Raw genomic sequence first — 22,050 nt, 5'->3', positions numbered from 1 at the left:
TCGTGTCGGGCGGCTCGGCCTCACCACCACGCGGTGGTCCACGCCCCACATCGGCACGAAACACACAACTCGCTATGTCCGGGGGCGCGACTCGCGTGTCCTGAGCGAAGTGGTCGCGGCGGTGGTGCCGCCGTCCTGGTACGGGGCGGCCGCGGGCCAGGTGAGGCTGGGTACGGTACGGCGGTGAGCACGGAGCCCCGGAGCGGTCGCCGTCCCGGCCGGCCGCCGTCGCTGACCAGGGACGACGTGGCGCGGGCCGCGTTGGCGGAGGGCTTGCCGAACCTGTCGATGCCGACGGTGGCGCGCAGGCTCGGCGTCAGCCATTCGACGTTGTACCGGTACGTCCACGACCGGGACGATCTGCTGCTCGCGGCGCTGGACCTGGCGTTGCGCGAGTTCGACTGGCCGGCGGCCGACATGGGCTGGCGTGAGGTGATGGTGTCGTTCGCCGACGCGCTGTGGCGGTTCCTGGAGCGGTATCCGGGCATGGCGGAGACGTCGTTGATGGTGCCGAGCATGCCCGGGAAGGCGCTCGGGATCGCCGACCAGTACGTGACGCGGTTGCGGGCGGAGGGGCTGAGCGCCCGGGACGCGGTGGTCGCGGTCGACTTCACGGCGGACCTGACGATCGCGGCGGAGATCGGGGTGCGGCGGATGAGCCGGGTGTTCGACACGCCGCGGGGCAGACGCAGTCTGCGTGAGCTGTACGAGGGGCCGGACGCGTCGCGGTTCGAGCGGCGTGGCTGGCTAGACGACAAGCTGACGATCATGCTCGACGGGCTGGCGAGCAGGCTGGGGCAGCCGGTGGCGGCGGTGCCGGGCGAGTCCATGCCGCCGTCGGCGCCAACCGTGTCGCCGTCGGTGCCGGACCGGGACGCGATCGCGGCGGCCGGGCGCGCGGTGGGCCGCCGCGACGGGTTGCACGCGGTGTCGGTCGGGTCGGTGGCCGAGGAGCTGGGCACCACGGTGGCGGCGGTGCGGCAGGTGGTGGGTGACCGCGACGGTGTGGTGGTCGCGATGCTCGACGCGGTCGCGGCGGACATGGTGACGCCGGAGCCGGTGGACGACCCGAGGGCGGAGATCCTGGGGTTGGTGACCGCGGCGTACCGGGTGCTGGCGGCGGACCGGTGGTCGGTGCTGGCGATCACGATCGACGGGCTGGCCGGTCCGCGGGTCGTGCCGATGGTGTGGCGGATGCTGGCCGCGTTCCGGGCGGCGGGGATACCGGAGGAGGACGTGCCGGACGCGTCGCGGATCCTGTGGGAGCACCTGTACGGCGCGGTGCTCGGGCGGTTCGAGCAGTCCGACCGGAGCACGTTCGCGAACCGGGCGGCGGCGGCCGCGGAGCTGCCGGTGCCGCCCGCGCGGCCCGGTCTGGTGGAGTTGGGGTTGGAGATCGTCGTGGATGGCATTCTCACCCGCTTCCGCTAAGGTTAGGCATGCCTAACTACTCGACGTTCGAGCGGCTGCAGATGAAGGTCCTCGACAAGGCCGTCGGCCTGGTGATGGCGCCACCCGTCCAGCGCGCCGTGTACGACCAGTTCACGATGACCGTTGTCGGTACAGCTGACCTGGCACCGAACGTCCGGCGGATCACGTTCCGGGCCGAGGAGTTCGCCGACCACGACCACACGGGCGCGGACGAGTACTTCGGGCTGCTCATGCCGCGGCCGGGTGCGTCCGAGGTGACCATGCCGAGCGAGGACCGGATCAACGTGCGGCAGGCGATCCGGCGGATGCCGGAGGACCGGCGGCCGGACCTGCGCTGGTACACGATCCGGCGGCTGCGGCGCGCGGAGAAGGAGATCGACGTCGACTTCGTGCTCCACGGCGACGCGGGGCCCGGTTCGCGGTGGGCGTCGCGGGCGGAACCGGGCCAGACGGTCGGGTTCCGCGCGGGCAACGCGACGTACCTGCCCACGCGGCCGGGCCCGCGGTTGCTGGCGGCCGACGAGACGGCGCTGCCGGCGTTGTCCGCGATCCTGGAAGCACACCAGGACGCCGACCTCGACATTCATGCCTACGTCGAAGTGCCCGACGACAGCTACCGGCTGCCGATCGACTGCGACCGGCAGGTGACGTGGCTGGTCCGTGGGGACGCGGCGCCGGGAACGCGGCTGCTGCCCGCCGTCGCGGATCTCGATACGACCGACTGGGGATACGCGTGGCTGTGCGGTGAATCGGCGATCGCCACCGGTCTGCGCCGTCACCTGGTGCGGGAACGCGGGGTGGACCGGCGCCGCGTCATGTTCTCCGGCTACTGGAAGGTCGGGTCGGCACGCGAGTAGACGCACGTGCACAGGACGTGCACGAGACGGCAATGTCGCGGGACTTGTATCGGGACCGAGATCCCGACAACGAAGGAGTCCCGATGAGTGACAAGAAGGTCATCGCGGTGGTCGGCGCGACCGGTCAGCAGGGCGGTGGCGTCGCACGTGCCATCCTCGACGACCCGGCCGGCGGGTTCGCGGTCCGTGCGCTGACCCGCGACCCGTCCTCGGCGGCGGCGAAGGAACTGGCCGCCCGTGGCGCCGAGGTCGTGGCGGCGGACCTGGACGACGAGCAGAGCGTCCGGGCGGCACTGGACGGCGCGTACGGCGCGTTCTTCGTCACCGCGTTCTGGGAGTACAACGACACCGGCCGCGAGCAGGCGCAGGCGCGGAACATGGCGAACGCGGCGAAGGCGGCGGGGTTGTCGCACGTGGTGTGGTCGACGCTGCCGGACACCCGTGACCACCTGGATCTCGACGACGAGCGGGTGCCGACGCTGCAGGGCACGTACAAGGTGCCGCACTTCGACAGCAAGGCGGAGGCGAACCGGTTCTTCACCGAGTCGGGGGTGCCGACGACGTTCCTGTCGACGACGTTCTACTTCGAGTCGTTCCTCGACTTCTTCGCCCCGGCCCGCGGTGCGGACGGCACGCTGAGGCTGTCCCTGCCGATGCGGGACCGGAGGCTGTCCGGGATCGCCGTGGCCGACATCGGCGGTGTCGCGTACGCGATCCTGCGCCGCGGCACCGACCTGGCGGGCGAGACGGTCAGTGTGGCGGGGGAGAACCTGACCGGCGCGGAGTACGCGGAGCGGTTCGCGAAGGAGTTCGGTGAGCCGGTCGTGTACGAGCCGATCGACGTGGACGTGATCCGCGCGTCGGGTGCGCCGGGCGCGGACGACCTGGCGAACATGTTCTTCTACTACGCCGAGCACGAGGAGTTCTTCGCGGGCGCACGCGATCCGGAGGTGGTGCGGCGGCTGCACCCGCACCTGAGGGACTTCGCGACGTGGCTGGCGGAGAACCGCGCCCGGTTCACGTTCTGACACCGGAATACCGACCCGGGCCCCGGCTGTTCTCCCTGCCAGTGCTGGTTGCGGAGAGGAGTCGTCGGTGGGCGGCGAGTTGCGGTTCGAGGTGCTGGGTCCGGTCCGCGCGTGGCTCGGCGACACCGAGGTCGACCTCGGCACCCCGCGGCAGCGGGCGATCCTGGGCATTCTCCTCCTGCGCGACGGCGCCGCCGCCACCCCGGGGCAGCTGATCAGCGCGCTCTGGGGCCCGGCGGCTCCGCCCGCGGCGACGGGCATGATCCGCTCCTACGTCTCCCGCCTGCGGCGTGTGCTGCCCGGTGACGTCATCGAGTCCGTGGGCGGCGGGTACGCGCTGCGCACCGGCGCGCTGGACGTCACCGAGTTCGCCCACCACCTCGCCGCCGCCCGCGCAGCCACGGACCCGCGCACGAAGGCGGGCCACCTGCGCGACGCGCTCGGGCTGTGGCGGGGGACCCCGCTCGCCGGGGTGAACGGTGAGTACGCCGAGGTCGAACGCACCCGGCTCGCGCAGCTCCGGCTGGCGGCGGTCGAGGATCTCGCGGCGGCCGACATCGACACGGGCAGGCACGTGGAGGCGATGGCCGCGCTGGCGGCGGTCATCGCCGCGCACCCGTTGCGGGAACGCCCCCGTGAGCTGGCGATGCTCGCCCACTACCGCGCGGGCCGCCAGGCCGACGCGCTGGCGGTCTTCACCGAGATCCGCGGTCTGCTGGCCGACGAGCTGGGTCTCGAGCCCGGGCCGGGGCTGCGGGACATGCAGCGCCGCATCCTGGCCGCCGACCCCGCGCTGGCTGATCAGGAGCGACCGTCCGCGCCCGCGCGGCTGCCGCCGGACCTGCCCGACTTCGTGGGCCGCGCCGAGGAGATCGACACGGTGACGGCCGCGCTCACCCCGGCAAGCGGCCAGGTCCCGGTCGTGGGCATCGAGGGGCTCGCCGGGGTCGGCAAGACCGCGCTCGCGGTCCACATCGGGCACGCCATGGCGGACCGGTTCCCGGACGGGCGGCTGTTCGCCGACCTGGGCGCCGATCCGCTGCCGGGGCTGCTGCGTGACCTCGGGGTCACGGACCTGCCCGTGTCCGGGGCGGAGCGGGCGGCGCTGTGGCGGGCCCGGACGGCCGGGCGCCGGTTGTTGATCGTCCTCGACGGTGCCCGCGACGCCGAGCAGCTGCGCCATCTTGTGCCCGGCGCGGGTGGCGCGGCGGTGCTGGTCACCGCCCGCCGCCGCCTGTACGGGGTCCCGTACGTGCGGTGGCTGCGCCTGTCCGGGTTGCGTGCGGAGGAGTCGCACGCGCTGCTGGCTCGCCTCGTCGGTGACCGGGTGCGCCGTGAACCCGACGTGGCCCGTGACCTGATCGCGGACACCGCGGGGCTGCCGCAGGTCGTCGCCGCCATCGGCGGGCGCATCGCGTCGCGTCCGGAGTGGACGCTGGACGCGGCCCGTGACCGGATCGGCAGGCCGCCGGCCGGGGCGCCGGTGCCGAGGCCGGAGTGCGGTGCGATCGAGGGGCCGTACCTGTCCACGCTGGAGGAGCTGACACCTGTGCAGGCGCGGGCGTTCCGGCTGCTGTCGGTGGCCGACGGCCCGGACATCACGCTCCCGGCCGCCGCGGCGGTGCTGGACCTGCCGGTGGGGGAGGCGGCGCTGCTGCTGGAGTCGCTGGTGGACGTCCACCTGCTCGAACTCGGTGGCGTGGACCGGTACCTCTACCACGCGCCGGTGCGGCACTTCGCCCGCGGCAGGGCGTACGTGGACGACGGTCCGGAGGCCTGTCACGCGGCGCTGACCCGTCTGGTCCGGTTCTACAGCGCGGAGAACGGCGGGGTGCCCGCGCCCGCTTAACATGTGCTGGTGAGGGTGTCTTTCGGTGCGGTACGAGCGGATGTGACGGAGTTCCTGGCCGACCCGCTCGGCCCGGCGACGGTCGCGCGGTCGCTGATGGACGCACCGGGCGAGGGCGGTCCGGTGTGGGCGGCGTACGCCGACGAGCACCAGTTCGACCTTCCGGGCATGGACCGCGACTGTGACAGGTCAGCTGACTTGATCGTGTGGGGCAAGGCGCTGGACTGTCTCGCGCACCGGTACGTGCGGACGGTGTCGTCGTGGACGGGCGCACCCCACCGCCTGTACGTGCTGACCCGGCAGCGGCTCGCCATGTACACGCGTGCCGAACCCGGTGGTTTCCTGGCCCGGGCGGCGCGGGTGGGCAGCGGGATCGTGCAGTTGGGCAAGGACCTCAAGGACCTCGCGGAGAAGGTCGCCGACCGCCGCAAGCTGTGGGGGAGCGGCAACGTCGAGGGGGAGCCGATCACGCCGCCGAGGATGGAACCGCTGGCGCAGATCGACCGGCGGCAGATCGCCGGGTTCGAGGTGGCGGAGCGCCCGGCCGACCGTGCGACGGCGCCGGTGCTGCGGGTCCGGCTGGTGGACGGGTCCGGTCTGGACTTCGTGGTCGGCATGACCGACCGGGACGAGTACGAGTACGCGCTGGGGCTCACGAACGGCGCGCCGCCGCTGCGGCCCGGCGCCCGCGGTGACTGGGCCGCCACCCTGGCCGGGCAGGCGCTGGAGCAGGCCGCGGCGCTGCTGCCCGGTGAGGAGATCCTGGTGGCGGCGACGGCGAACACCGGTTACGTGGGGGCGCGGATCGGTCGTGAGCTGCGGGTCCCGCACACCCCGATCGGCCGGATGCCGGCGCTGCGGTTGCCCGCGGTGCGCTGGCCGCTCCCGGCCGCGACGTCGCAGGGCCCGAACGGCTGGCTCGACGATCCGACCATCGCGTTCTGGGCGCAGGCGGACAGGGCCGACCGGGACGCGGTCGCGGTCGCGGACCTGCTCGCCCACGCCGCGGGTGCGGCGCGGCTGGTGCTGACCCGGGAACGGTTGACGCTGGTCGTGGCGACCTCGGCGCTGGCCGCGCCCCCGGAGCCGGCGCGGCCGGTGACGTCGTTGCTGGACGTGCCGGTGGCGCGGGTCCGGGGCGTGACCGCCGAGCTGGCGGGCCGCAGCCTGCCGCCGAAGCCGTGGTTGCGTGTCGACTTCACGGACGGTTCGACGCTGCGGTTGCGGGACCCGGTCGCGGCCCGCCACGCGGCGCTGCTGGTGGGCGCCTGATTATTCTACCGCTAGAATAGCCGGGTGGATCTCACCTCGGCCGAACTGACACTCCTCGGCCTGCTCGTGGAGAAACCGCGCCACGGCTACGAGTTGGAGGAGGTCATCACCGAGCGCGGCATGCGCGAGTGGACCGAGATCGGCTTCAGCTCGATCTACTACCTGCTCACCAAGCTGCGGGGCCGCGGCCTGATCGAGCCGACCGGAGAACCGGCGCGGGGCAGGGCACGCAAGGTGTTCGCGCCGACGCCGGAAGGCCGCCGCGTGTGTGCGGAGGCCGCGGAAGCCGCGATCGCCGAGGTGCGGCCGGTGTTCTCCCCGCTGCTCGTCGGCCTGGCCAACCAGCCGGTGATCCCACCGGCCCGGCTGCGTGCCGCGCTGGCCCGCCGCGCCGAGACCCTCGCCGAACGCGAGCAGCGGATCCGCGCCGCCGTGCCAGGGGACGCGCCGCCGTTCGTCCGCGCGATCTTCGACCACTCACTGTCCCAGCTGCGCGCCGAGCAGGCGTGGCTGGCCGCGTACCGGGAGGAACTGTCGTGAGCGGCTACGACGTGAAACGTGAACTGAAGGAGTTGTACGCGCCGAAGAACCGCGGGTGGGCGCTGGTGGACGTGCCGCGGCAACGGTTCATCGCGGTATCGGGCAAGGGGAACCCGAACACCGCGCCGCAGTACGCGCGGGCGGTGGCGGCGCTGTACGCGGTGGCGTACACGCTGAAGTTCACGGGCAAGCGGGCGGGCAGGGACTTCGTGGTCGGCCCGCTGGAAGGGCTGTGGTGGTCACCGGATCCGGCGGTGTTCACGACCCGCGCGAAGGACGAGTGGCTGTGGCGGATGCTGATCAGCCTGCCGGACTGGGTCACCGCCGAGGACGTCACGGAGGCCGCGGCGGTCGCGCTGGCCAAGAAGAAGGACCCCGCCATCTCCTTGGTGGAGCACGAGACGCTGCACGAGGGCCGGTGCGCGCAGGTCCTGCACGTCGGCTCCTACGACGACGAGACCCCGATCATGACGGAGCTGCACACCGAGTACCTCCCGGCGCACGGCCTCACGGAACGGGACCGCCACCACGAGGTGTACCTGAGCGACCCGCGCCGGACCGCCCCGGAGAAGCTGAAGACCGTGCTCCGCCAGCCGGTCAGCCCCCGGCCCTAGAGGATCGTGGGTTCCGGGTTGCCGACCGCGCGGATGGCCTTGCGGACCGGGACGAAGAACATCAGTACCAGCCCGACGAAGAAGAAGATCACCAGCGAGATGATCGCCGGCCGGTAGGACCCCGTCGCCCCGGCGACCGCGGCGAACAGCAGCGGACCCATCCACGAGGTGGCGCGCTCGCCGATCTCGTAGATGGAGAAGTACTGCGCCTCCTTGCCGGGCGGCACCATCTGGCTGAACAGCGACCGCGACAACGCGTTCGTCCCGCCGAGCACGAGCCCGATGCCCGCGGCCAGCAGGTAGAACTGGAGCGCCTGTCCGGCCTGCACGAAGTACGCTGCGCCGATCACGACCAGCCACACCGTCAGGCTGATCATGATCGTGCGTTTCGCGCCGACGCGGCGGGCCACGAGACCGTGCAGCACACCACCGACGAACGCGACGAACTGCACGATCAGGATGGTGGAGATGAGCACGGTCTCGTCGAAGTTCAGCTCTTCCGAGCCGTACTGCGCCGACACGTTCGCGACCGTGGCGATGCCGTCGGTGTAGATCAGGTACGTGCCGAGGAACGCCAGCGTCAGCGGGTACGCCCGCGCCAGCTTGAGCGTGTTCCCGAGCTCCCGGAACCCGCCGACCAGCACCCCGCCCGGCCCGTGTTCGGACCCGTGCGGCCGCTGGTGGTCCTTGAGCTTGCGCAGCGGGATCATCGTGAACGCCGCCCACCACAGCCCCGACAGCAGGAACGCGATGCGGGCCGCGCCGCCCTCGGTCAGGCCCAGTGACTCGTGCATCAGGTACACGACGAGCTGCACCAGCAGCGCGGTGCCGCTGCCGAGGTACCCGAACGCCCACCCGCGGGTGGACAGGGCGTCCCGTTCGTCGGCGGTCGCGATCTCGGGGATGAACGAGTAGTAGATGACGACCGAACAGCCGTAGCCGATGTTGGCGAGGATGAACAGGATCACCCCGAGCTGCCAGTTCGTGCCCGCGACCAGCGACATCAGCAGCGTCGCGGTGGCGCCGCCGAACGCGGACACGGCGAGCATCCGCTTCTTGTTCTGCGTGCGGTCGGCGATGGCGCCGAGCAACGGCACGATCAGCACCTGGATGATCGTGGCCGCGGCGAGCAGGTAGCCCCACAGCGAACCGGCCTGGAAGTGCCAGCCGAACACGGAGATCTGGCAGTCGACGAGCTTGTTGGTGCCGCCGTCACCGTCGGCGGGGCACGGGTTCGGGCCGTTCGTGGCCGTGTCGGCGAGCGCGGCCTCGGCCGCGACGGCGGTCAGGTACAGCGACCCGAACACGGTGATGACCGATGTGGGGAACACCGAGTTCGCCCAGTCGTACCAGACCCAACCGCGCTGCTCACGCCTGCGGTCCGGTGCGCTGGGCACCGTCTCGGGGCTGCCGTCCACCACGCTCATCCATCCTCCAGTCCCGCCGTCGCACGCGGACCCTACAGGGAGGGGCCGGTCCGGTGATCCACTTGGGACAGGTGATGCGAAACAGTGCCGTGACAGGTGTGACTGATGGTGCGGTTGTGACTTCTGTGACCAAAACGTACGGTGCTGGTCATGAGCGGTAGACGGATCGTCCTCATCGGACTCCTCGTGGCCGCGGGTGTCGTGCTCGGCCTCGCGCGGACGGCCTCGGCCGACCCGGGCGGCGACGACTGGGCTCGCCTGCGCCACTGCGAGTCCGGCGGCCGCTACGACATCGTGTCGGCGAGCGGCAAGTACTACGGCGCCTACCAGTTCGACCTGCCCACCTGGCGCAGCGTCGGCGGACGCGGCCTCCCGCACCAGGCCGCACCGGCGGAACAGGACTTCCGCGCGCTGTACCTGTACCGGATGCGCGGCTGGCAGCCCTGGACCTGCGCCCGCACGCTGGGCCTGCGCGAGGACGGGGACGCCCGCAGCAAGCGCGTCCCCACCTACGCCGAGTCCGCCTACCTCGGCGGCGGCGCCTCGACGCCACCGGCGGGGATGCCGCCGTGGCCGGGCAAGGTCTTCCGGTACGGCGACTGCGACCCGGCGCTGCGCACGTTCCAGCTGCGGATGAACGCCTTCGGCTACGACTTCCAGGGCACCGGCTGCTACCGCGACGAAACCCGTACAGCTGTATTGGCTTTGCAGCGCGCCAACGGCATCAAGGCGTCCGGCCTGCTCGGCCCGAAGACCTGGCAGGCGGCGTGGCAGGGCAAGCCGCCTAGGCGTTGACGCGCCGGTGGCGGCGCACCAGCCAGGCCGCCAACCCGAGTGTCGCGGCGCCGCCCGCGACGACCAGCCACACCGGAAGCGCGGCGCCCGGCTCGTCCGCCGGGACCACGGTCTCCTGGCTGCGTGGCGCCACCCGCTGCGGCTCGACCAGCGGACGCGGTGACTCGGGCACCCCGTCCACCGGCGCGCCCATGTTCGCGTCGGGCGAGGACGGCGGGAACGACGGCCGCACCCGACCCCAGTCGTGGGGTGCGCGCGAGGTCATCATGCTCGGCGCGATCTCCACCGGCCCCGGCACCGTCACGGTCGCGACCAGCGGGTCGGGCATGATCACCGCGTGCTGTGACCCGATGGTCCACCGGCCGTCGTGCGGCAACACCACCTCCGCGGAGAAGTGGCCCGCGGTCGCGGCCGGGGTGCCCGGGAAGTCGATGACCGTGCCCTTCTCGTCGGTCGCCCGCAGCGCCGTCTGCCCCAGGTCGCCACCCCGGAACGGATACGACCCGTGCTGGAGGATCCAGTAGCCGAACGTGTAGGTCACACCGGCCTCGATCCGCGCGGGCGGCGGGTCGAGCAGGGTCTCCTCCCACCCACCGGCCCGCGCGGCCGGGGCCGCGAGCAGCCCGGTCGCCAGCACGGTCGTCAGCAAGGCCAACGTCATCACGAGGAATCGCCGCGTTCTCATACTCCGACTACACCGGTGGAACCGATCCGGTTCCGGCGGTGTACCACCTGACGAAAGACCGGTCGAGGAGCACGAGACGGACGAGGACGAGGCAGTAGCACGAGCCCGCGACGGTGACCAGGACGCGTACGCGCGGCTGGTCGCCCGGTACAGCGCGCTCGCGCACCGGACCGCCTACCTGCTCGGCGCCGGCAACGAAGCCGAGGACGTGGTGCAGGAGGCGTTCGTGAAGGGCTACCGCGCGCTCGGCTCGTTCCGCGACGGCGCCGCGTTCCGCCCGTGGCTGCTGCGGATCGTCGCGAACGAGACACACAACCTGCGCCGCTCGGCACGCCGCCGCACCACGCTCGAACTGCGGGTGGCGGTCCACCCGGACACCGCCGATCCCGCGTCACCGGAACAGTCGGCGGTCGCCGCCGACACCCACGCGGTCCTGCTCGCCGCCGTCAACGCCATGCCCGACCGCGACCGGCTCGTGCTGACCTGCCGCTACTTCCTCGACCTGTCCGAGTCCGAGACCGCGCAGGTGCTGGGCTGGCCACGCGGCTCGGTGAAGTCCCGCCTGTCCCGCGCCCTGGACAAGCTGCGCCGCGCCCTGCCGTCACGACTGGCGGAGGAGGTGCCCCGTGGCCGCTGACCGAGACGCCCTCGAGTCCGCCCTGCACGCGCTCGGCACCCGCCTGGACGTGCCCGACCCGCCCGACGTGACCGACGCCGTCCTGGCCCGCATCGCCACACCCGCACCCACCCGGTGGTGGCGCCGTGTCCTCGCCGCGGTCGTGGCCGCGGTGGTCGCGCTCGCGACCGCCATGGTCGTGTCCCCGGCGGTCCGCGCCACCGTCCTCGACTTCCTGCGCATCGGCGGCGTCGAGATCCAGCACCAGCCCGCCCCGGTCACCCCGTCACTGGACCCGCCCCTGCCCAACGAACGAGACGTCACCCTCGACCAGGCCCGCGCCGCCGTCGACTTCCCGCTCCGCCTGCCCACCGGACTCGGCCCACCCGGTGCCGTCCGCCTGGTCGACGGCGACCGCGTCGTGACCATGGCGTTCAGCGGCGTGCGCGTCGACCAGTTCGACGGCGGCCTCGCCCCGATGTTCACCAAGTTCACCCACGCCGTCGACGTCCACCACGTCACCGTCGACGGCACCCCCGCCATCTGGGTCGACCGCCCCCACCCGGTCCTCTACACCGACCGCGACGGCACCCTGCGCGACGAGTCCGCCCGCCTCGCGGGCAGCACCCTGATCTGGGAACGCGACGGCGTCACCTACCGCGTGGAAGGCGACCTCACCCGCGAACGGGCGATCGCGATCGGCGAGTCCCTGCGCTAGGGCCTCACGCGTGGGTGGGCCACAGGCCCCGCGTGCGCAGCACGTCCCGCAGCACACCCGGCCGGTCGGTCATGATCCCGTCCACACCGAGGTCGATCAGCTCGTTCATCTGGTCCGGCTCGTCGATCGTCCACACGTGCACTTCGATACCACGCCGCCGCGCCGCCGCGATCAACCGCTTGTCCACGATCGTCAGCCGCCCCTGCCGCACCGGCACCTGCGCGATCCGCTGGTGCCCGCGCCTGCCCCGCACGAACGCGGGCAGCCGGCCCGCCGCCCACAGCCGCGCGATCGCCTTCGTGCCCATCGACGTCAGCAGCTCCTCACCGGCATATCGGCGCACCTGCTCCAGCCGTGCCTCCGAGAACGACGCCACACACACCCGGTGGTAGGAGTCGGTCCGCCGCAGCGTGTCGATCAGCGGCTGAACCGCCTGCGACGCCTTGACGTCGATGTTGAAGAACGCGTCCGGCAGCTCCTCCAGCACGTCCTCCAGCCTGCTCACCGGCTCCCGCCCACCGATCTTCGCGGTACGCACGACCTGCCACGGCTGCCGCGCGATCGCCCCGCACCCGTCGGTCGTGCGGTCGAGCACCGCGTCGTGGTGCACGACCACCACTCCGTCGGACGTCGCGTGGACGTCGGTCTCCACATAGTGGTAGCCCTCGCTCACCGCCCGCCGGAACGCCGACAGCGAGTTCTCCATGCCGGCCAGGTCGTCGTAGTGCCAGCCCCGGTGGACGAACGCACGCGGGTACGGGCCGCCGAAAAAAGCGTGGTCATGCACACTGTCGAGTGTGCATCAGCGGCGTGGCTCGTGGGTGGCCGGGCCCTTGCCAGCTAGCGTCTGCCACGTGAGGTTCGTCAGGTGATCGCTCCAGAACGAGTCAAGTCCCGCACCGCCGTCCGGCACTGCGGGTGGTGCGGTCTTCGCTTGCCGGAGGACGGCAAGGTCGGCCGGCCACGCCGCTACTGCTCCCAGTCGTGCCGCCAGCGCGCCTACGAACGCAGATCCGCGGTGCAGCGCGGCGGCCTGCCCGAAGACGCGGTCGTGCTGTCCGCCGCGGAGCTCGCCGACCTGCAGGACCGGCTGTTCCAGCTCCGCTGCGCCGCCGAGGACGTGGCGACCGCGGCGGACGACGGCGCGGGCCCGCACGAGCTGCGCGACCTCGCCGCGACGGTCGTCGAGAACGCCCATGGGCTCGAGCGGCTGCGCTGACCCCACCCAGTCGACTACGCTTCGTGCGCAATTGTCCGATCAACCCCGGCGAGGCACGCGGATGGACAGCGACGGCACCTCACTGAACGAGGTGCTGGATGCCGCCGACACGGCGTTCGCCGTGACGGACACGCGATGCCGTGTGCGCTGGTTGAACCGCCTGATGGCCGAGCTGCTGGCCCTCACCCCCGAACAGGCGATCGGCCGCTCCCTGCCCGCACTGCTCGCCGGCGCACCGGACGGCCCGAGCGACCCCGACGGCGACACCGACACCGCTGTCAGCGTCGTCCTGTCCACCAGCACCGGCACCGACGAACACCGCTGGCTCGACGTGCGGTGCACCCGGCTCAACGAGGGTTACCTCTATCGGGTGATCGATGTCAGCCATTGGCGAGAAACCGACGTCGATCCGGCAGAACGCGACGCATGGCAGAAGGCGCTCGTCCGAATGGCCGACGAGGACCCGCTCACCGGCCTGCTCAACCGCCGCGCCCTCACCAGGGAGCTCGAACGCCAGCTCGCGCTCGGCGGCGAAGGCGCGCTGCTGCTGCTCGACCTCGACAACTTCAAGGACATCAACGACCTGCGCGGCCACCCGGCGGGGGACCGGGTCATGTGCACGCTCGCCAACGTCCTGCGCGAACGTCTCGGCGAGGGACACGTCCTGGGCAGGCTCGGCGGTGACGAGTTCGCCGTCGTCCTCCCCGACACCGACGAGGCCACCGCCGTCCGCGTCGCCGACCGTCTCCGCAACGCCATCGCCACGATCCCGGTGACCGGCGGCGTCGGCACCACCCGCATCACCGTCAGCGCCGGCGTGGCCAGGTTCCAGTCGGGGGAGAGCTGGCAGGCCGTGCTCGCCAACGCCGACCTCGCCCTCTACGCCTCCAAGGACGCGGGCCGCAACCGCGTCACCGTCTACGAACAGGGCCACTACGCCGACACCGCCCTGCGTGTCACCGTGCTCGACCGCATCCGCAACGCGCTCACCGGCGGCGGCCTGGAACTGCACGCCATGCCGATGGTCAAGCTCGGCAGCAACCGCGTCGTCGGCCACGAACTCCTGCTGCGCCTGGAAGACGGCCGCCAGCCCCGGCTGGGCCCGGGCGAGTTCCTGCCCGCCGCCGAACGCAGCGGCCTCGTCCTCGACATCGACCGCTGGGTCGCGGGCACCGCCATCGACGCGCTCGTCGCCCACCCGTACCCGGGCCTGCGGTTCAACGTCAACGTCTCCGGCCGCACCCTGGAGGACGGCGACTTCGGCGACTACGTCCTCGACCGTCTCGCCGCCGCGGGGGTCGCGCCCGGACGGCTCGGGTTCGAGATCACCGAGACCGCCGCCGTCACCAACCTGGCCGCGGCCCGCAGCCTCGCCCAGCAGCTGCGCGCGAGCGGCTGCCGCATCTCCCTCGACGACTTCGGCGCCGGTTTCGGCTCGTTCGTGCATCTCAAGCAGCTGCCGATCACCGGCGTGAAGATCGACGGCGAGTTCGTCCGCGGCATCGACTACGGCAGCCGCGACACTGTGCTGGTGCAGGGCATCGTCGACATCGCCCGCGGTCTCGGCGTGTCGGTGGTCGCGGAGTGGGTGGAACGCGCGAGCCAGGTCGACGCGCTCGCCCGCCTCGGCGTCCGCGTCGCGCAGGGTTTCCACCTCGGCAAGCCGGAACCGCTCAAGGATCTGCTGGCCCGTCCGCACGGCACGTGGATGCGCAAACCGCGGGTCATGCCGAACACCGAGGGCACGGGCGAGACCATGCCGATGGATGTTCAGAACAGCACCTGACGGACTCAACCAGCGTTCGAGCGCCCAGCGGTACACATAAGGGACGACCCGGTCGGGGTCCGTGAGTCCCTTTGGTTGGCGGTGATGCCCAATGTCCAAGTCGAACGCCTCGGCGGAGATCAGCGGCCTGCAGATCTGCATCGTCAACACGGACGCGCAGATCGACGCCGCCCTGGACAACGGGGACCGGCGCGCGTTCCGGGTGTGGTGCCTGCGGCGGGCGTCGCTGATCGCGAGGGTCGAACGAGTGCTGGTCGAGGCCGCCACCGCGAAGGCGGCGTGACTCCCTACCCTGCCCACCATATCGTCACGTGACGAAAATAGGTGCAGGTCAGGGGAGCAGCAGGGGAGACACCTGAACCGGTCGGGAATCGGCGAAGCCGTCGTGCCCGCCGGGGCCTCGCCAGGCGCAAAAGTCGACGACGGCTCGATCCTCGCTCTGGACGAGTCAGGACGCCGGAGCGCCGGGGCGGCGACTGCGGGATTTTGAGCGACGCGGACGGCTGCCTGCGGACGTCACGACAGCGGGCTGAACCCCTTCCCCGGCATCCTTCCCGATAAGTTCGATAATCTACATTATGTTAAGTAAGACGTGTCGGGGGTCATGTCACACGCGCTGCCCCACCGGTGTCTCCATGTCCGAGGAACAGGACACGACCCTGTGAAGGAGACACCATGGGCGGCAGCGCACGCGTTCCGGCGGCGGAGATCACCGGTCTGTTCGGGGCGTTGGTGAAGCGGATGTCCCGCAAGATGCTCGGCGAGGTGCCCGACGGCGCCGGCGTGCTGTGGAACCAGCCCGCCGTGTTCAAGGACATGATGTCCTTCGGGCACAAGTCCGAGAAGTGGAAGCACCTCGACCCGAACCTGGCGACGTTCGCGCACATGGCCGCGGTCGGCACGATCGGCTGCGAGGCGTGCCTGGACCTCGGCTACTTCATGGCCCACAACAGGGGGCTGGACGAGGTCAAGGCGCGGGAGGTGCCGCGGTGGCGCGAGTCGGCGGTCTTCACTCCCCTGGAGCGCAAGGTGATGGCGTACGCGGAGGCGATGTGCCGGACCCCGCTCGCGGTCACCGACGAGATGTCGGCGGAGCTGCTCGCGGAGCTGGGCGCGCCCGCTCTGGTGGAGCTGACCGCGCGGATCTCCGCGGCGAACATGGCCGCGCGCAACAACATCGCGCTCGGCATCACGTCGCAGGAGTTCTCCACGGCGTGTGGGCTGCCACCGCTCGCGACCCGGTCGACGACCGTAGCCTCGCAGGCATGACCGTGGACCCGTTCGTCACCCACCGCAGCCTGCTGTTCACGGTCGCCTACGAGATGTTGTCGTCGGCGGCCGATGCCGAGGACGTGGTGCAGGAGACGTGGCTGCGGTGGGCGGATGTCGACCATGACGAGGTCCGGGACGCGCGGGCGTTCCTGGTGCGGATCGTGACGCGGCAGGCGTTGAACCGGTTGCGGACGTTGTCGCGGCGGCGGGAGGACTACGTCGGTGAGTGGTTGCCGGAGCCGTTGCTGACGAGTCCGGACGTGGCCGAGGATGTGGAGCTGGCCGAGAGCGTGTCGATCGCGATGCTGACGGTGCTGGAGACGCTGGGGCCGACCGAGCGTGCGGTGTTCGTGTTGCGTGAGGTGTTCGACCTGTCCTACGACGAGATCGCCGACGCGGTCGGGAAGAAGTCGGCGGCGGTGCGGCAGATCGCGCGGCGGGCGCGGGAGCACGTCGCTGCCCGGCGTCCCCGGATGGAGGTCGGGCGCGCCGAGCAGGAGCGGGTGGTGGCGCGGTTCATCGCGGCTCTCAATACGGGTGACTTGCAGGAGCTGATGGACGTGCTGGCGCCGGACGTGGTGGCGGTGGCCGACGGTGGCGGTCAGGTGCCTGCGACGCGCAGGCCGGTCGTGGGTGCGGAGAAGCTGGTGGCGTTGTTCACCGCCGGGTTGCGGAAGGTGGCGTCGTTCGCCGGTGCGCCGGTGTGGGTCAACGGCGCACCGGCGGTGCGGGTCGAGGTCGACGGGGAGGTCGCGGGCACGATCAGTGTGATCGTGGAGAACGGCCGGGTCACGCGCCTGTTCTCGGTGTGGAACCCGCACAAGCTGGCGTGGCTGGCCGATGAGGCGGTGCTGACGCGTTAGGCGCCGCGCTCGGCGAGGACTTCCAGGTAGTGCGGGTTGGTCATGATGCCGATGACGTTGCCGAACGGGTCGGTCACGGAGGCGGTGACGAAGCCTTCGCCGCGTGGGGTGATGCCTTCGATGAGGGTGGCGCCCATGGCGATGAGGCGGTCGAGGCTGCCCTGGAGGTCGTCGACGTGCCAGTTCATGATCACGCCGGCTGGTCCGTTCTTGACGTCGTGGGGTGCGAAGCGGCTGTCGATGAGGCCGAGTTCTGCCTGGTAGTCCCCGATCCGGTATTCGAGGTAGGCGGGTGCGCCGTCGTGGTCGCGGCGGAAGTAGGGCGGGACGCCGAGGAGTTCGGTGTACCAGGCTTCGGCGGCGGTCATGTCGTCGGCGAAGTAGCTGATGGTGGCGAAGCCGCGGAACATGGTGTGGGTCCCTTCGTGGTGTCTTTGGTGCTGTTGGGATCCACTCTGTCGTGGAAAGTGCTCACCGACTGAGCACTTTCCACGACAGAATTCGTTCATGCGTGCTGACCGTCTGGTGGCGACCCTCTTGTTGATGCAGTCGCGTGGCCGGGTGACGGCCGCGGAGGTCGCCGAGGAGCTGGAGGTCTCGGTCGCGACCGCGCGGCGGGACCTGGAGGCGTTGTCGACGGCGGGGATCCCGGTGTACTCGCAGCCGGGTCGCGGGGGTGGCTGGTCGCTGGTCGGTGGTGCGCGCACGGACCTGTCGGGGTTGACGGCGGCCGAGGCGCAGGCGTTGTTCCTGTTGGTGGGGCCAGCGGCCGCGGTGGCCCCGGAGGTGAAGGCGGCGCTGCGGAAGCTGGTGCGGGCGTTGCCGGAGGTGTTCCGGGCGGACGCGGAGGCGGCGGCGGACGCCGTGGTCCTGGATCCGGCGGGGTGGGGTGCGCGGAGCAGGGACCGCTCCCCTGTGGTGGAACTGTTGCAGGGGGCCGTGGTGTCGCGCAGGAAGGTGCGGTTCACGTATGCGGCGCGTGGCCGGGAGCGTGCCGAGCGGACCGTGGCGCCGTGGGGTTTGGTGGACAAGGACGAGATCTGGTATGTGGTGGCGGGTACCGAACGGGGGCAGCGTACGTTCCGGGTCGACCGTATCGCCGATGCCGTGGTGCTCGACGAGACGTTCGAACGGCCCGGGGGGTTCGACCTGTCGTCGGTGTGGGAGCGGGTCGTGACCGAGGTGGAGCAACGCAGGTCGCTGGTGTCGGCGACGGTGCTCGTCGCGGAGCGGTTCCTGTTCGTGTTGCGGGACCAGTTCGGGCGGCACTGCGAGGTGCTGGCCCCGGTCGGTGACGGCCGGGTGCGGGCCCGGGTCGCGGCGCCCACTCCCCTGATGATCGCCCAGCCGCTCGCGGGGTGGGGCGGGATGCTCGACGTCGAGGACTCCCCCGAGGTGCGTGCCGAGCTGGCCAGGCTCGGCGCGGAACTGGTGGCGCGCTACGCGGACACGGGCAGCGGTCCGACGTCGTAGGTGTAGAGCCAGCTGGTGGCCTTCTCGTGGAAGTGCTTGATGCGGCGCAGTGCGATCGCGCAGACGGTGCCCGCGACCCCTCCCCCGGCAATGCTGACCTGCATGTCTGCCTCCTGAACTCAGACCGGGTGCAGCTGCGTGATCACGTGGCGGTGGCGCTGCCCGGAGACCCGACCCTCGTCGCCGCCGCGATGGGCACGCTGATCGGCATGCTCGGTACGCCGTCATGACCAACCGCGACGCCACCTACGGCGACGACGAGGTCGTGGACACGGTGACGTCGCTACTGCTGCACGGGCTGGCCGGCCCGCACGTCGGCGAGACGCCGCCACGCGAGCACGGTCATGACGGCGACCATGGCGGACGCGACCCAGAACGGGACGAGCAGCCCGAACCGGTCGGCGACGAACCCGCCGAGTAGCGCCCCGAGAACCGACCCGCCGACCGACGCGAGCTGGTAGACGCTGCCCGCGCGGCCGAGTAGTTCGGACGGGGTGGCGCGCTGGCGTGCGGTGGCCGACACCGAGCCCCACACGACGGCGTGCATCCCGAACACGGTCATGATCGCGCCCGCGACCCACGGGTTGTCGGTGACGGCGAGCGCCAGGTACGTCATGGCCTCGACGACAAGGCCGGCGCGCAGCAGTGTGGTCTGCCCGAACCTGGTTTCCAGTCGGTTGTATGTCCACGCGCCGCAGATGCCGCCGGCGGCGCCGGTGGCGATGAACAGCCCGTACTGGGTGTCGGTGAGCCCGAGGTGCCGGGTGCCATAGAGCACCCAGATGGCGAAGGCGCCGACGCCGGCGAAGTTCATCACGAAGATGCACAGCGCGAGGATCCGCAGTCCGGCGTTGCGCCAGAGCCAGCGCAGGCCCTCGGCGATGTCGGCGCGCAGGGTGGCCCGCACGGGCGGTGGCCGGTGCTCGACCGGCACACGCAGCACGATCAGCGCCGCCAGCGCGCACACGACGGCGTGCAGGCCGAACGGCACCGCGACGCTGATCGCGAACAGCAGCGCGCCGAGCGGTGGTCCGGCGAGCTGGTTGGTGAGCATCGCGGTGACGTGGAGGCGGGCGTTGGCGCGGCCGAGCCGGTCGGCGGGCACGCTGTCGACGATGAGTGCGCTGTGGGCGGTGTCGGTGACGGTCTCGATGGTGCCGAAGAGGAACGAGACGAGGTAGAGCTGCCAGAGCGCGGGCGTGCCGGCGGCGATCACGGCGGCCAGCGCGGCCATGGCGGCCGCACGGACGAGGTTGCCGGCGACGACGAGGGTGCGGCGCGGCAGCCGGTCGGCGAGCGCGCCGCCGGTCAGCGCGAACAGCAGCCAGGGCAGTTGCTGGGCGAACATCGCGGCCGAGACGGCGACCGGGTCGGTGGTGATGGTGGCGACGAGGAGTGGTCCGGCGGCGAGCAGGACGCCGTCGCCGAGGTTGGTGACCGCGACGGCGGTCCAGTGCCGGGTGAAGGCAGGCGTGAGCGCTCGACTGTGTCGAGACATGACGGGACTCCCGAGAAGTAGACACGGCGACATGGCGATATGGCGGGTGGTGTCCGCCGTCGCCGGGAGCCCGGTGACCTGTCAGAGAACCGGTGTCAGAGCTGGTGTCAGAACCGGTGTCGGAGTCCCCGCACGGCGGACGTGCCGCCGGCGATCCGGTGGTGTGCCATGTCCTCACCTCTCGTCGGGTAAAGATCAACTACTGACGATACCGCAGGTGGTCAAGACCGTCACGCGGGTTTCATCCGCCGTGCCAGTGGCGCCACAGGGCGGCGTACTCGCCGTCGGCGGTGACGAGTTCGTCGTGGGTGCCCAGTTCGGTGATCCGCCCGCCGGCCATGACGGCCACGCGGTCGGCGTAGTGCGCGGTGTGCAGGCGGTGGGCGATCGCGATGACGGTGCGGCCGGCCAGGACGGCGGCCATGGCGCGTTCGGCGTGCCGGGCGGTGGCGGGATCGAGCAACGCGGTGGCCTCGTCGAGGATGACCGTGTGCGGGTCGGCGAGCACGACCCTGGCGAGCGCGAGCTGCTGTGCCTGCGGCGCGTCGAGGGCCACGGCGTTCGTGCCCAGCTCGGTCGACAGCCCGTCGGGCAGCTCCCGCACCCAGGTCGCGTCGACGGCGGCGAGCGCGGCGTGCATCGCGTGGTCGTCTGCGTCCGGTGCCGCGATCGCGAGGTTGTCGCGCACGGTGCCGATGAACACGTGGTGTTCCTGGGTGACGAGCACGATTCGCCGCCGCAGCTCCTCCGGGGCGAGCAACGCGACCGGCACGCCGCCGACCGTGATCGTCCCCGCTCTTGGGGTGTCCACCCCGGCGAGCAGCCGGCCGAGCGTGGACTTCCCGGCACCGGACGGGCCGACGATCGCGAGCCGCTCCCCCGGCCGCACGGACAGGTCCACGCCGTGCAGCACGTCCCGTTCGCCGCTGTAGGCGTAGCGGACGCCGGTGACCTCAAGCCGGTCGTCGACGGGAACACCCGCCCCGACCGGTGCCGGCGCGACCTCGCCGACCCCCTTGAGGCGCGCGAGGGACGCGCCGCTGCGTTGCACCTGCTCCATCCACATGAGGATCTGGTTGATCGGGTTGATCAGCTGCATCGCGTACAGGCTGACCGAGATCACCGCACCGAGGCTCACGAGGTCGTTGACGTACAGGGCGCCGCCGGCGAACAGCACGACGACCATCGCGGCCGCGCTGGAGAAGTCGATCATCGGGAACAGGATGCTGCGCAGGTAGAGCGTGCGGACCTTGGTGGCGAAACCGTCCCGGACGGCGTCGTCGCCGTCGGCGGTCCGGCGGGCCCGCAGGCCGAACGCCTCGATCGTGCGCGCACCTTCGACGGTGGCGGCGATCGACTCGGACAGCCGCGAGGTCGCCGCACCTTCGGCGAGGTAGGCCGTCCTGGCGCGTCTGAGGTACCAGCGGCTCGCGAACCACAGTCCCGAGATGCCCAGGAGCGCGACGGCGGCGAGCGGCGGGCTGAGCACCAGCATGGCGCCGAAGATGAGCGTGGCCTGCAGGGTGCCCACGAACACCTCGGGCGCGGCGTCCCGCAACGCGCCGCCGACGGTCGCGACGTCCGCGGTCGTGCGGGACATCAGGTCACCTGTACCGGCACGCTCGACCACCGCGGTCGGCAACGCGAGGGTCCGGTCGACGAACTCCTCCCGCAGCCGCGCGAGAGACCGTTCGGCGAACCGGTGGGCGAAGTAGCGGGCGTACCGGGTCAGGACCATGTGCGCGACGGCGAACGCGACGATGGCGAGCGCCAGCAGGTCCACCGTCGACGGGTCAGCCGTACCGGACTCGACCTGGTTGACGATCCGGCCGATGAGCCACGGCGCGCCGAGCCCGGCGGCGGCCGCGAGGCAGGTGGTGAGAACGACCAGCAGCGTCGCGCGGGGGTCGGCGCGGACGATGCCCCACGTCGCCGCCCGCACCCCGCGCGCGTCGGCGACCGGCAGCCGTCCCAGCTCAGTCACGTTGTTCGCTCCGCAAGCTCCGCCGGTCACGTTGTTCGCTCCGCAAGCTCCGCCGGTCACGTTGTTCGCTCCGCAAGCTCCGCCGGTCACGTTGTTCGCTCCGCAAGCTCCGCCGGTCACGTA

At 71.6% G+C, this 22,050-nt stretch carries 23 protein-coding genes; 16 read left to right on the top strand and 7 right to left on the bottom strand.

The window, feature by feature from the left end:
• Positions 1-183 precede the first annotated feature (183 nt).
• The 7 genes from ACIBVP_RS06610 to ACIBVP_RS06580 all read left to right on the top strand — a co-directional run bounded on the left by ACIBVP_RS06610 (position 184) and on the right by ACIBVP_RS06580 (position 7,591).
• Positions 184-1,431: a TetR family transcriptional regulator gene (locus ACIBVP_RS06610; protein ID WP_396104998.1), complete on the top strand. Its 1,248-nt coding sequence runs from the start codon at positions 184-186 to the stop codon at positions 1,429-1,431.
• An 8-nt stretch (positions 1,432-1,439) separates the two neighbouring features.
• Positions 1,440-2,288: a siderophore-interacting protein gene (locus ACIBVP_RS06605; protein ID WP_396104997.1), complete on the top strand. Its 849-nt coding sequence runs from the start codon at positions 1,440-1,442 to the stop codon at positions 2,286-2,288.
• 83 nt (positions 2,289-2,371) lie between these two features.
• On the top strand, positions 2,372-3,316 hold the full coding sequence (locus tag ACIBVP_RS06600) for an NmrA/HSCARG family protein (protein WP_396104996.1): 945 nt from the start codon (positions 2,372-2,374) through the stop codon (positions 3,314-3,316).
• A gap of 67 nt (positions 3,317-3,383) precedes the next feature.
• Complete coding sequence (locus ACIBVP_RS06595) at positions 3,384-5,165, top strand: BTAD domain-containing putative transcriptional regulator (RefSeq protein WP_396104995.1); 1,782 nt, start codon at positions 3,384-3,386, stop codon at positions 5,163-5,165.
• A gap of 9 nt (positions 5,166-5,174) precedes the next feature.
• A complete protein-coding gene (locus tag ACIBVP_RS06590; protein ID WP_396104994.1) occupies positions 5,175-6,437 on the top strand; it encodes a hypothetical protein in 1,263 nt (420 codons plus the stop codon).
• A gap of 24 nt (positions 6,438-6,461) precedes the next feature.
• Positions 6,462-6,977, top strand: coding sequence for a PadR family transcriptional regulator (locus ACIBVP_RS06585; protein ID WP_396104993.1), 516 nt, complete (start codon positions 6,462-6,464; stop codon positions 6,975-6,977).
• Complete coding sequence (locus ACIBVP_RS06580) at positions 6,974-7,591, top strand: GyrI-like domain-containing protein (protein ID WP_396104992.1); 618 nt, start codon at positions 6,974-6,976, stop codon at positions 7,589-7,591. The genes ACIBVP_RS06585 and ACIBVP_RS06580 overlap by 4 nt, the downstream gene beginning before the upstream one ends.
• On the opposite strand, the gene ACIBVP_RS06575 is transcribed toward ACIBVP_RS06580, so the two are convergent.
• Positions 7,588-9,018 carry an MFS transporter gene (locus ACIBVP_RS06575; protein ID WP_396104991.1) on the bottom strand — a complete coding sequence of 477 codons (1,431 nt, stop codon included), beginning with the start codon at positions 9,016-9,018 and terminating at the stop codon, positions 7,588-7,590. The genes ACIBVP_RS06580 and ACIBVP_RS06575 overlap by 4 nt on opposite strands.
• 150 nt (positions 9,019-9,168) lie before the next feature.
• Here ACIBVP_RS06575 and ACIBVP_RS06570 point away from each other — a divergent pair, with 150 nt between their 5' ends.
• Positions 9,169-9,813, top strand: a complete 645-nt coding sequence (locus tag ACIBVP_RS06570; protein ID WP_396104990.1) for a transglycosylase family protein — start codon at positions 9,169-9,171, stop codon at positions 9,811-9,813.
• Here the strand turns inward: ACIBVP_RS06570 and ACIBVP_RS06565 are convergent.
• Positions 9,803-10,498, bottom strand: a complete 696-nt coding sequence (locus ACIBVP_RS06565; RefSeq protein ID WP_396104989.1) for a hypothetical protein — start codon at positions 10,496-10,498, stop codon at positions 9,803-9,805. The two genes, ACIBVP_RS06570 and ACIBVP_RS06565, sit on opposite strands and share 11 nt — an antisense overlap.
• On the opposite strand from ACIBVP_RS06565, the gene ACIBVP_RS06560 reads away from it, so the two are divergent.
• Together ACIBVP_RS06560 and ACIBVP_RS06555 are read left to right on the top strand one after the other, a co-directional pair.
• Entirely contained in the window at positions 10,473-11,135 is a 663-nt protein-coding gene (locus tag ACIBVP_RS06560) for an RNA polymerase sigma factor (protein ID WP_396105845.1), read from the top strand. The two genes, ACIBVP_RS06565 and ACIBVP_RS06560, sit on opposite strands and share 26 nt — an antisense overlap.
• A complete protein-coding gene (locus ACIBVP_RS06555; RefSeq protein ID WP_396104988.1) occupies positions 11,125-11,832 on the top strand; it encodes a hypothetical protein in 708 nt (235 codons plus the stop codon). The genes ACIBVP_RS06560 and ACIBVP_RS06555 overlap by 11 nt, the downstream gene beginning before the upstream one ends.
• A 4-nt stretch (positions 11,833-11,836) precedes the next feature.
• Here the strand turns inward: ACIBVP_RS06555 and ACIBVP_RS06550 are convergent, their stop codons facing one another.
• Positions 11,837-12,619, bottom strand: a complete 783-nt coding sequence (locus ACIBVP_RS06550) for a glycerophosphodiester phosphodiesterase (protein WP_396104987.1) — start codon at positions 12,617-12,619, stop codon at positions 11,837-11,839.
• 81 nt (positions 12,620-12,700) lie between these two features.
• On the opposite strand from ACIBVP_RS06550, the gene ACIBVP_RS06545 reads away from it, so the two are divergent.
• The 5 genes from ACIBVP_RS06545 (at position 12,701) to ACIBVP_RS06525 (ending at position 16,972) form a co-directional block, all read left to right on the top strand.
• Complete coding sequence (locus ACIBVP_RS06545; RefSeq protein ID WP_396104986.1) at positions 12,701-13,051, top strand: hypothetical protein; 351 nt, start codon at positions 12,701-12,703, stop codon at positions 13,049-13,051.
• Positions 13,052-13,112: 61 nt separating this feature from the next.
• Positions 13,113-14,837, top strand: coding sequence for a putative bifunctional diguanylate cyclase/phosphodiesterase (locus ACIBVP_RS06540; protein ID WP_396104984.1), 1,725 nt, complete (start codon positions 13,113-13,115; stop codon positions 14,835-14,837).
• A 91-nt stretch (positions 14,838-14,928) separates the two neighbouring features.
• The gene (locus ACIBVP_RS06535; RefSeq protein WP_396104983.1) at positions 14,929-15,120 is read left to right on the top strand and encodes a hypothetical protein; all 192 of its coding nucleotides are present in this window, start codon (positions 14,929-14,931) and stop codon (positions 15,118-15,120) included.
• Between the two features lie 392 nt (positions 15,121-15,512).
• The gene (locus tag ACIBVP_RS06530; RefSeq protein ID WP_396104982.1) at positions 15,513-16,106 is read left to right on the top strand and encodes a carboxymuconolactone decarboxylase family protein; all 594 of its coding nucleotides are present in this window, start codon (positions 15,513-15,515) and stop codon (positions 16,104-16,106) included.
• On the top strand, positions 16,103-16,972 hold the full coding sequence (locus tag ACIBVP_RS06525) for an RNA polymerase sigma-70 factor (RefSeq protein ID WP_396104981.1): 870 nt from the start codon (positions 16,103-16,105) through the stop codon (positions 16,970-16,972). Before ACIBVP_RS06530 ends, ACIBVP_RS06525 begins: the two co-directional genes overlap by 4 nt.
• Here ACIBVP_RS06525 and ACIBVP_RS06520 read toward each other — a convergent pair.
• Positions 16,969-17,382, bottom strand: a complete 414-nt coding sequence (locus tag ACIBVP_RS06520; RefSeq protein WP_396104980.1) for a VOC family protein — start codon at positions 17,380-17,382, stop codon at positions 16,969-16,971. The two genes, ACIBVP_RS06525 and ACIBVP_RS06520, sit on opposite strands and share 4 nt — an antisense overlap.
• Positions 17,383-17,479: 97 nt before the next feature.
• Here ACIBVP_RS06520 and ACIBVP_RS06515 point away from each other — a divergent pair, with 97 nt between their 5' ends.
• The gene (locus tag ACIBVP_RS06515; RefSeq protein WP_396104979.1) at positions 17,480-18,445 is read left to right on the top strand and encodes a helix-turn-helix transcriptional regulator; all 966 of its coding nucleotides are present in this window, start codon (positions 17,480-17,482) and stop codon (positions 18,443-18,445) included.
• Here the strand turns inward: ACIBVP_RS06515 and ACIBVP_RS06510 are convergent.
• From ACIBVP_RS06510 to ACIBVP_RS06500, 3 genes are all read right to left on the bottom strand, one after another.
• A complete protein-coding gene (locus ACIBVP_RS06510) occupies positions 18,412-18,549 on the bottom strand; it encodes a hypothetical protein (RefSeq protein ID WP_396104978.1) in 138 nt (45 codons plus the stop codon). The genes ACIBVP_RS06515 and ACIBVP_RS06510 overlap by 34 nt on opposite strands.
• Positions 18,550-18,728: 179 nt before the next feature.
• Positions 18,729-19,943 carry an MFS transporter gene (locus ACIBVP_RS06505; RefSeq protein ID WP_396104977.1) on the bottom strand — a complete coding sequence of 405 codons (1,215 nt, stop codon included), beginning with the start codon at positions 19,941-19,943 and terminating at the stop codon, positions 18,729-18,731.
• Positions 19,944-20,184: 241 nt separating this feature from the next.
• Complete coding sequence (locus tag ACIBVP_RS06500; RefSeq protein ID WP_396104976.1) at positions 20,185-21,927, bottom strand: ABC transporter ATP-binding protein; 1,743 nt, start codon at positions 21,925-21,927, stop codon at positions 20,185-20,187.
• Positions 21,928-22,050: the final 123 nt, after the last annotated feature.

It is taken from the genome of Actinophytocola sp. NPDC049390 (assembly GCF_044466355.1).
Taxonomy (GTDB): Bacteria; Actinomycetota; Actinomycetes; order Mycobacteriales; family Pseudonocardiaceae; genus Actinophytocola.
This window is presented reverse-complemented; position numbering and strand designations above follow the sequence as displayed.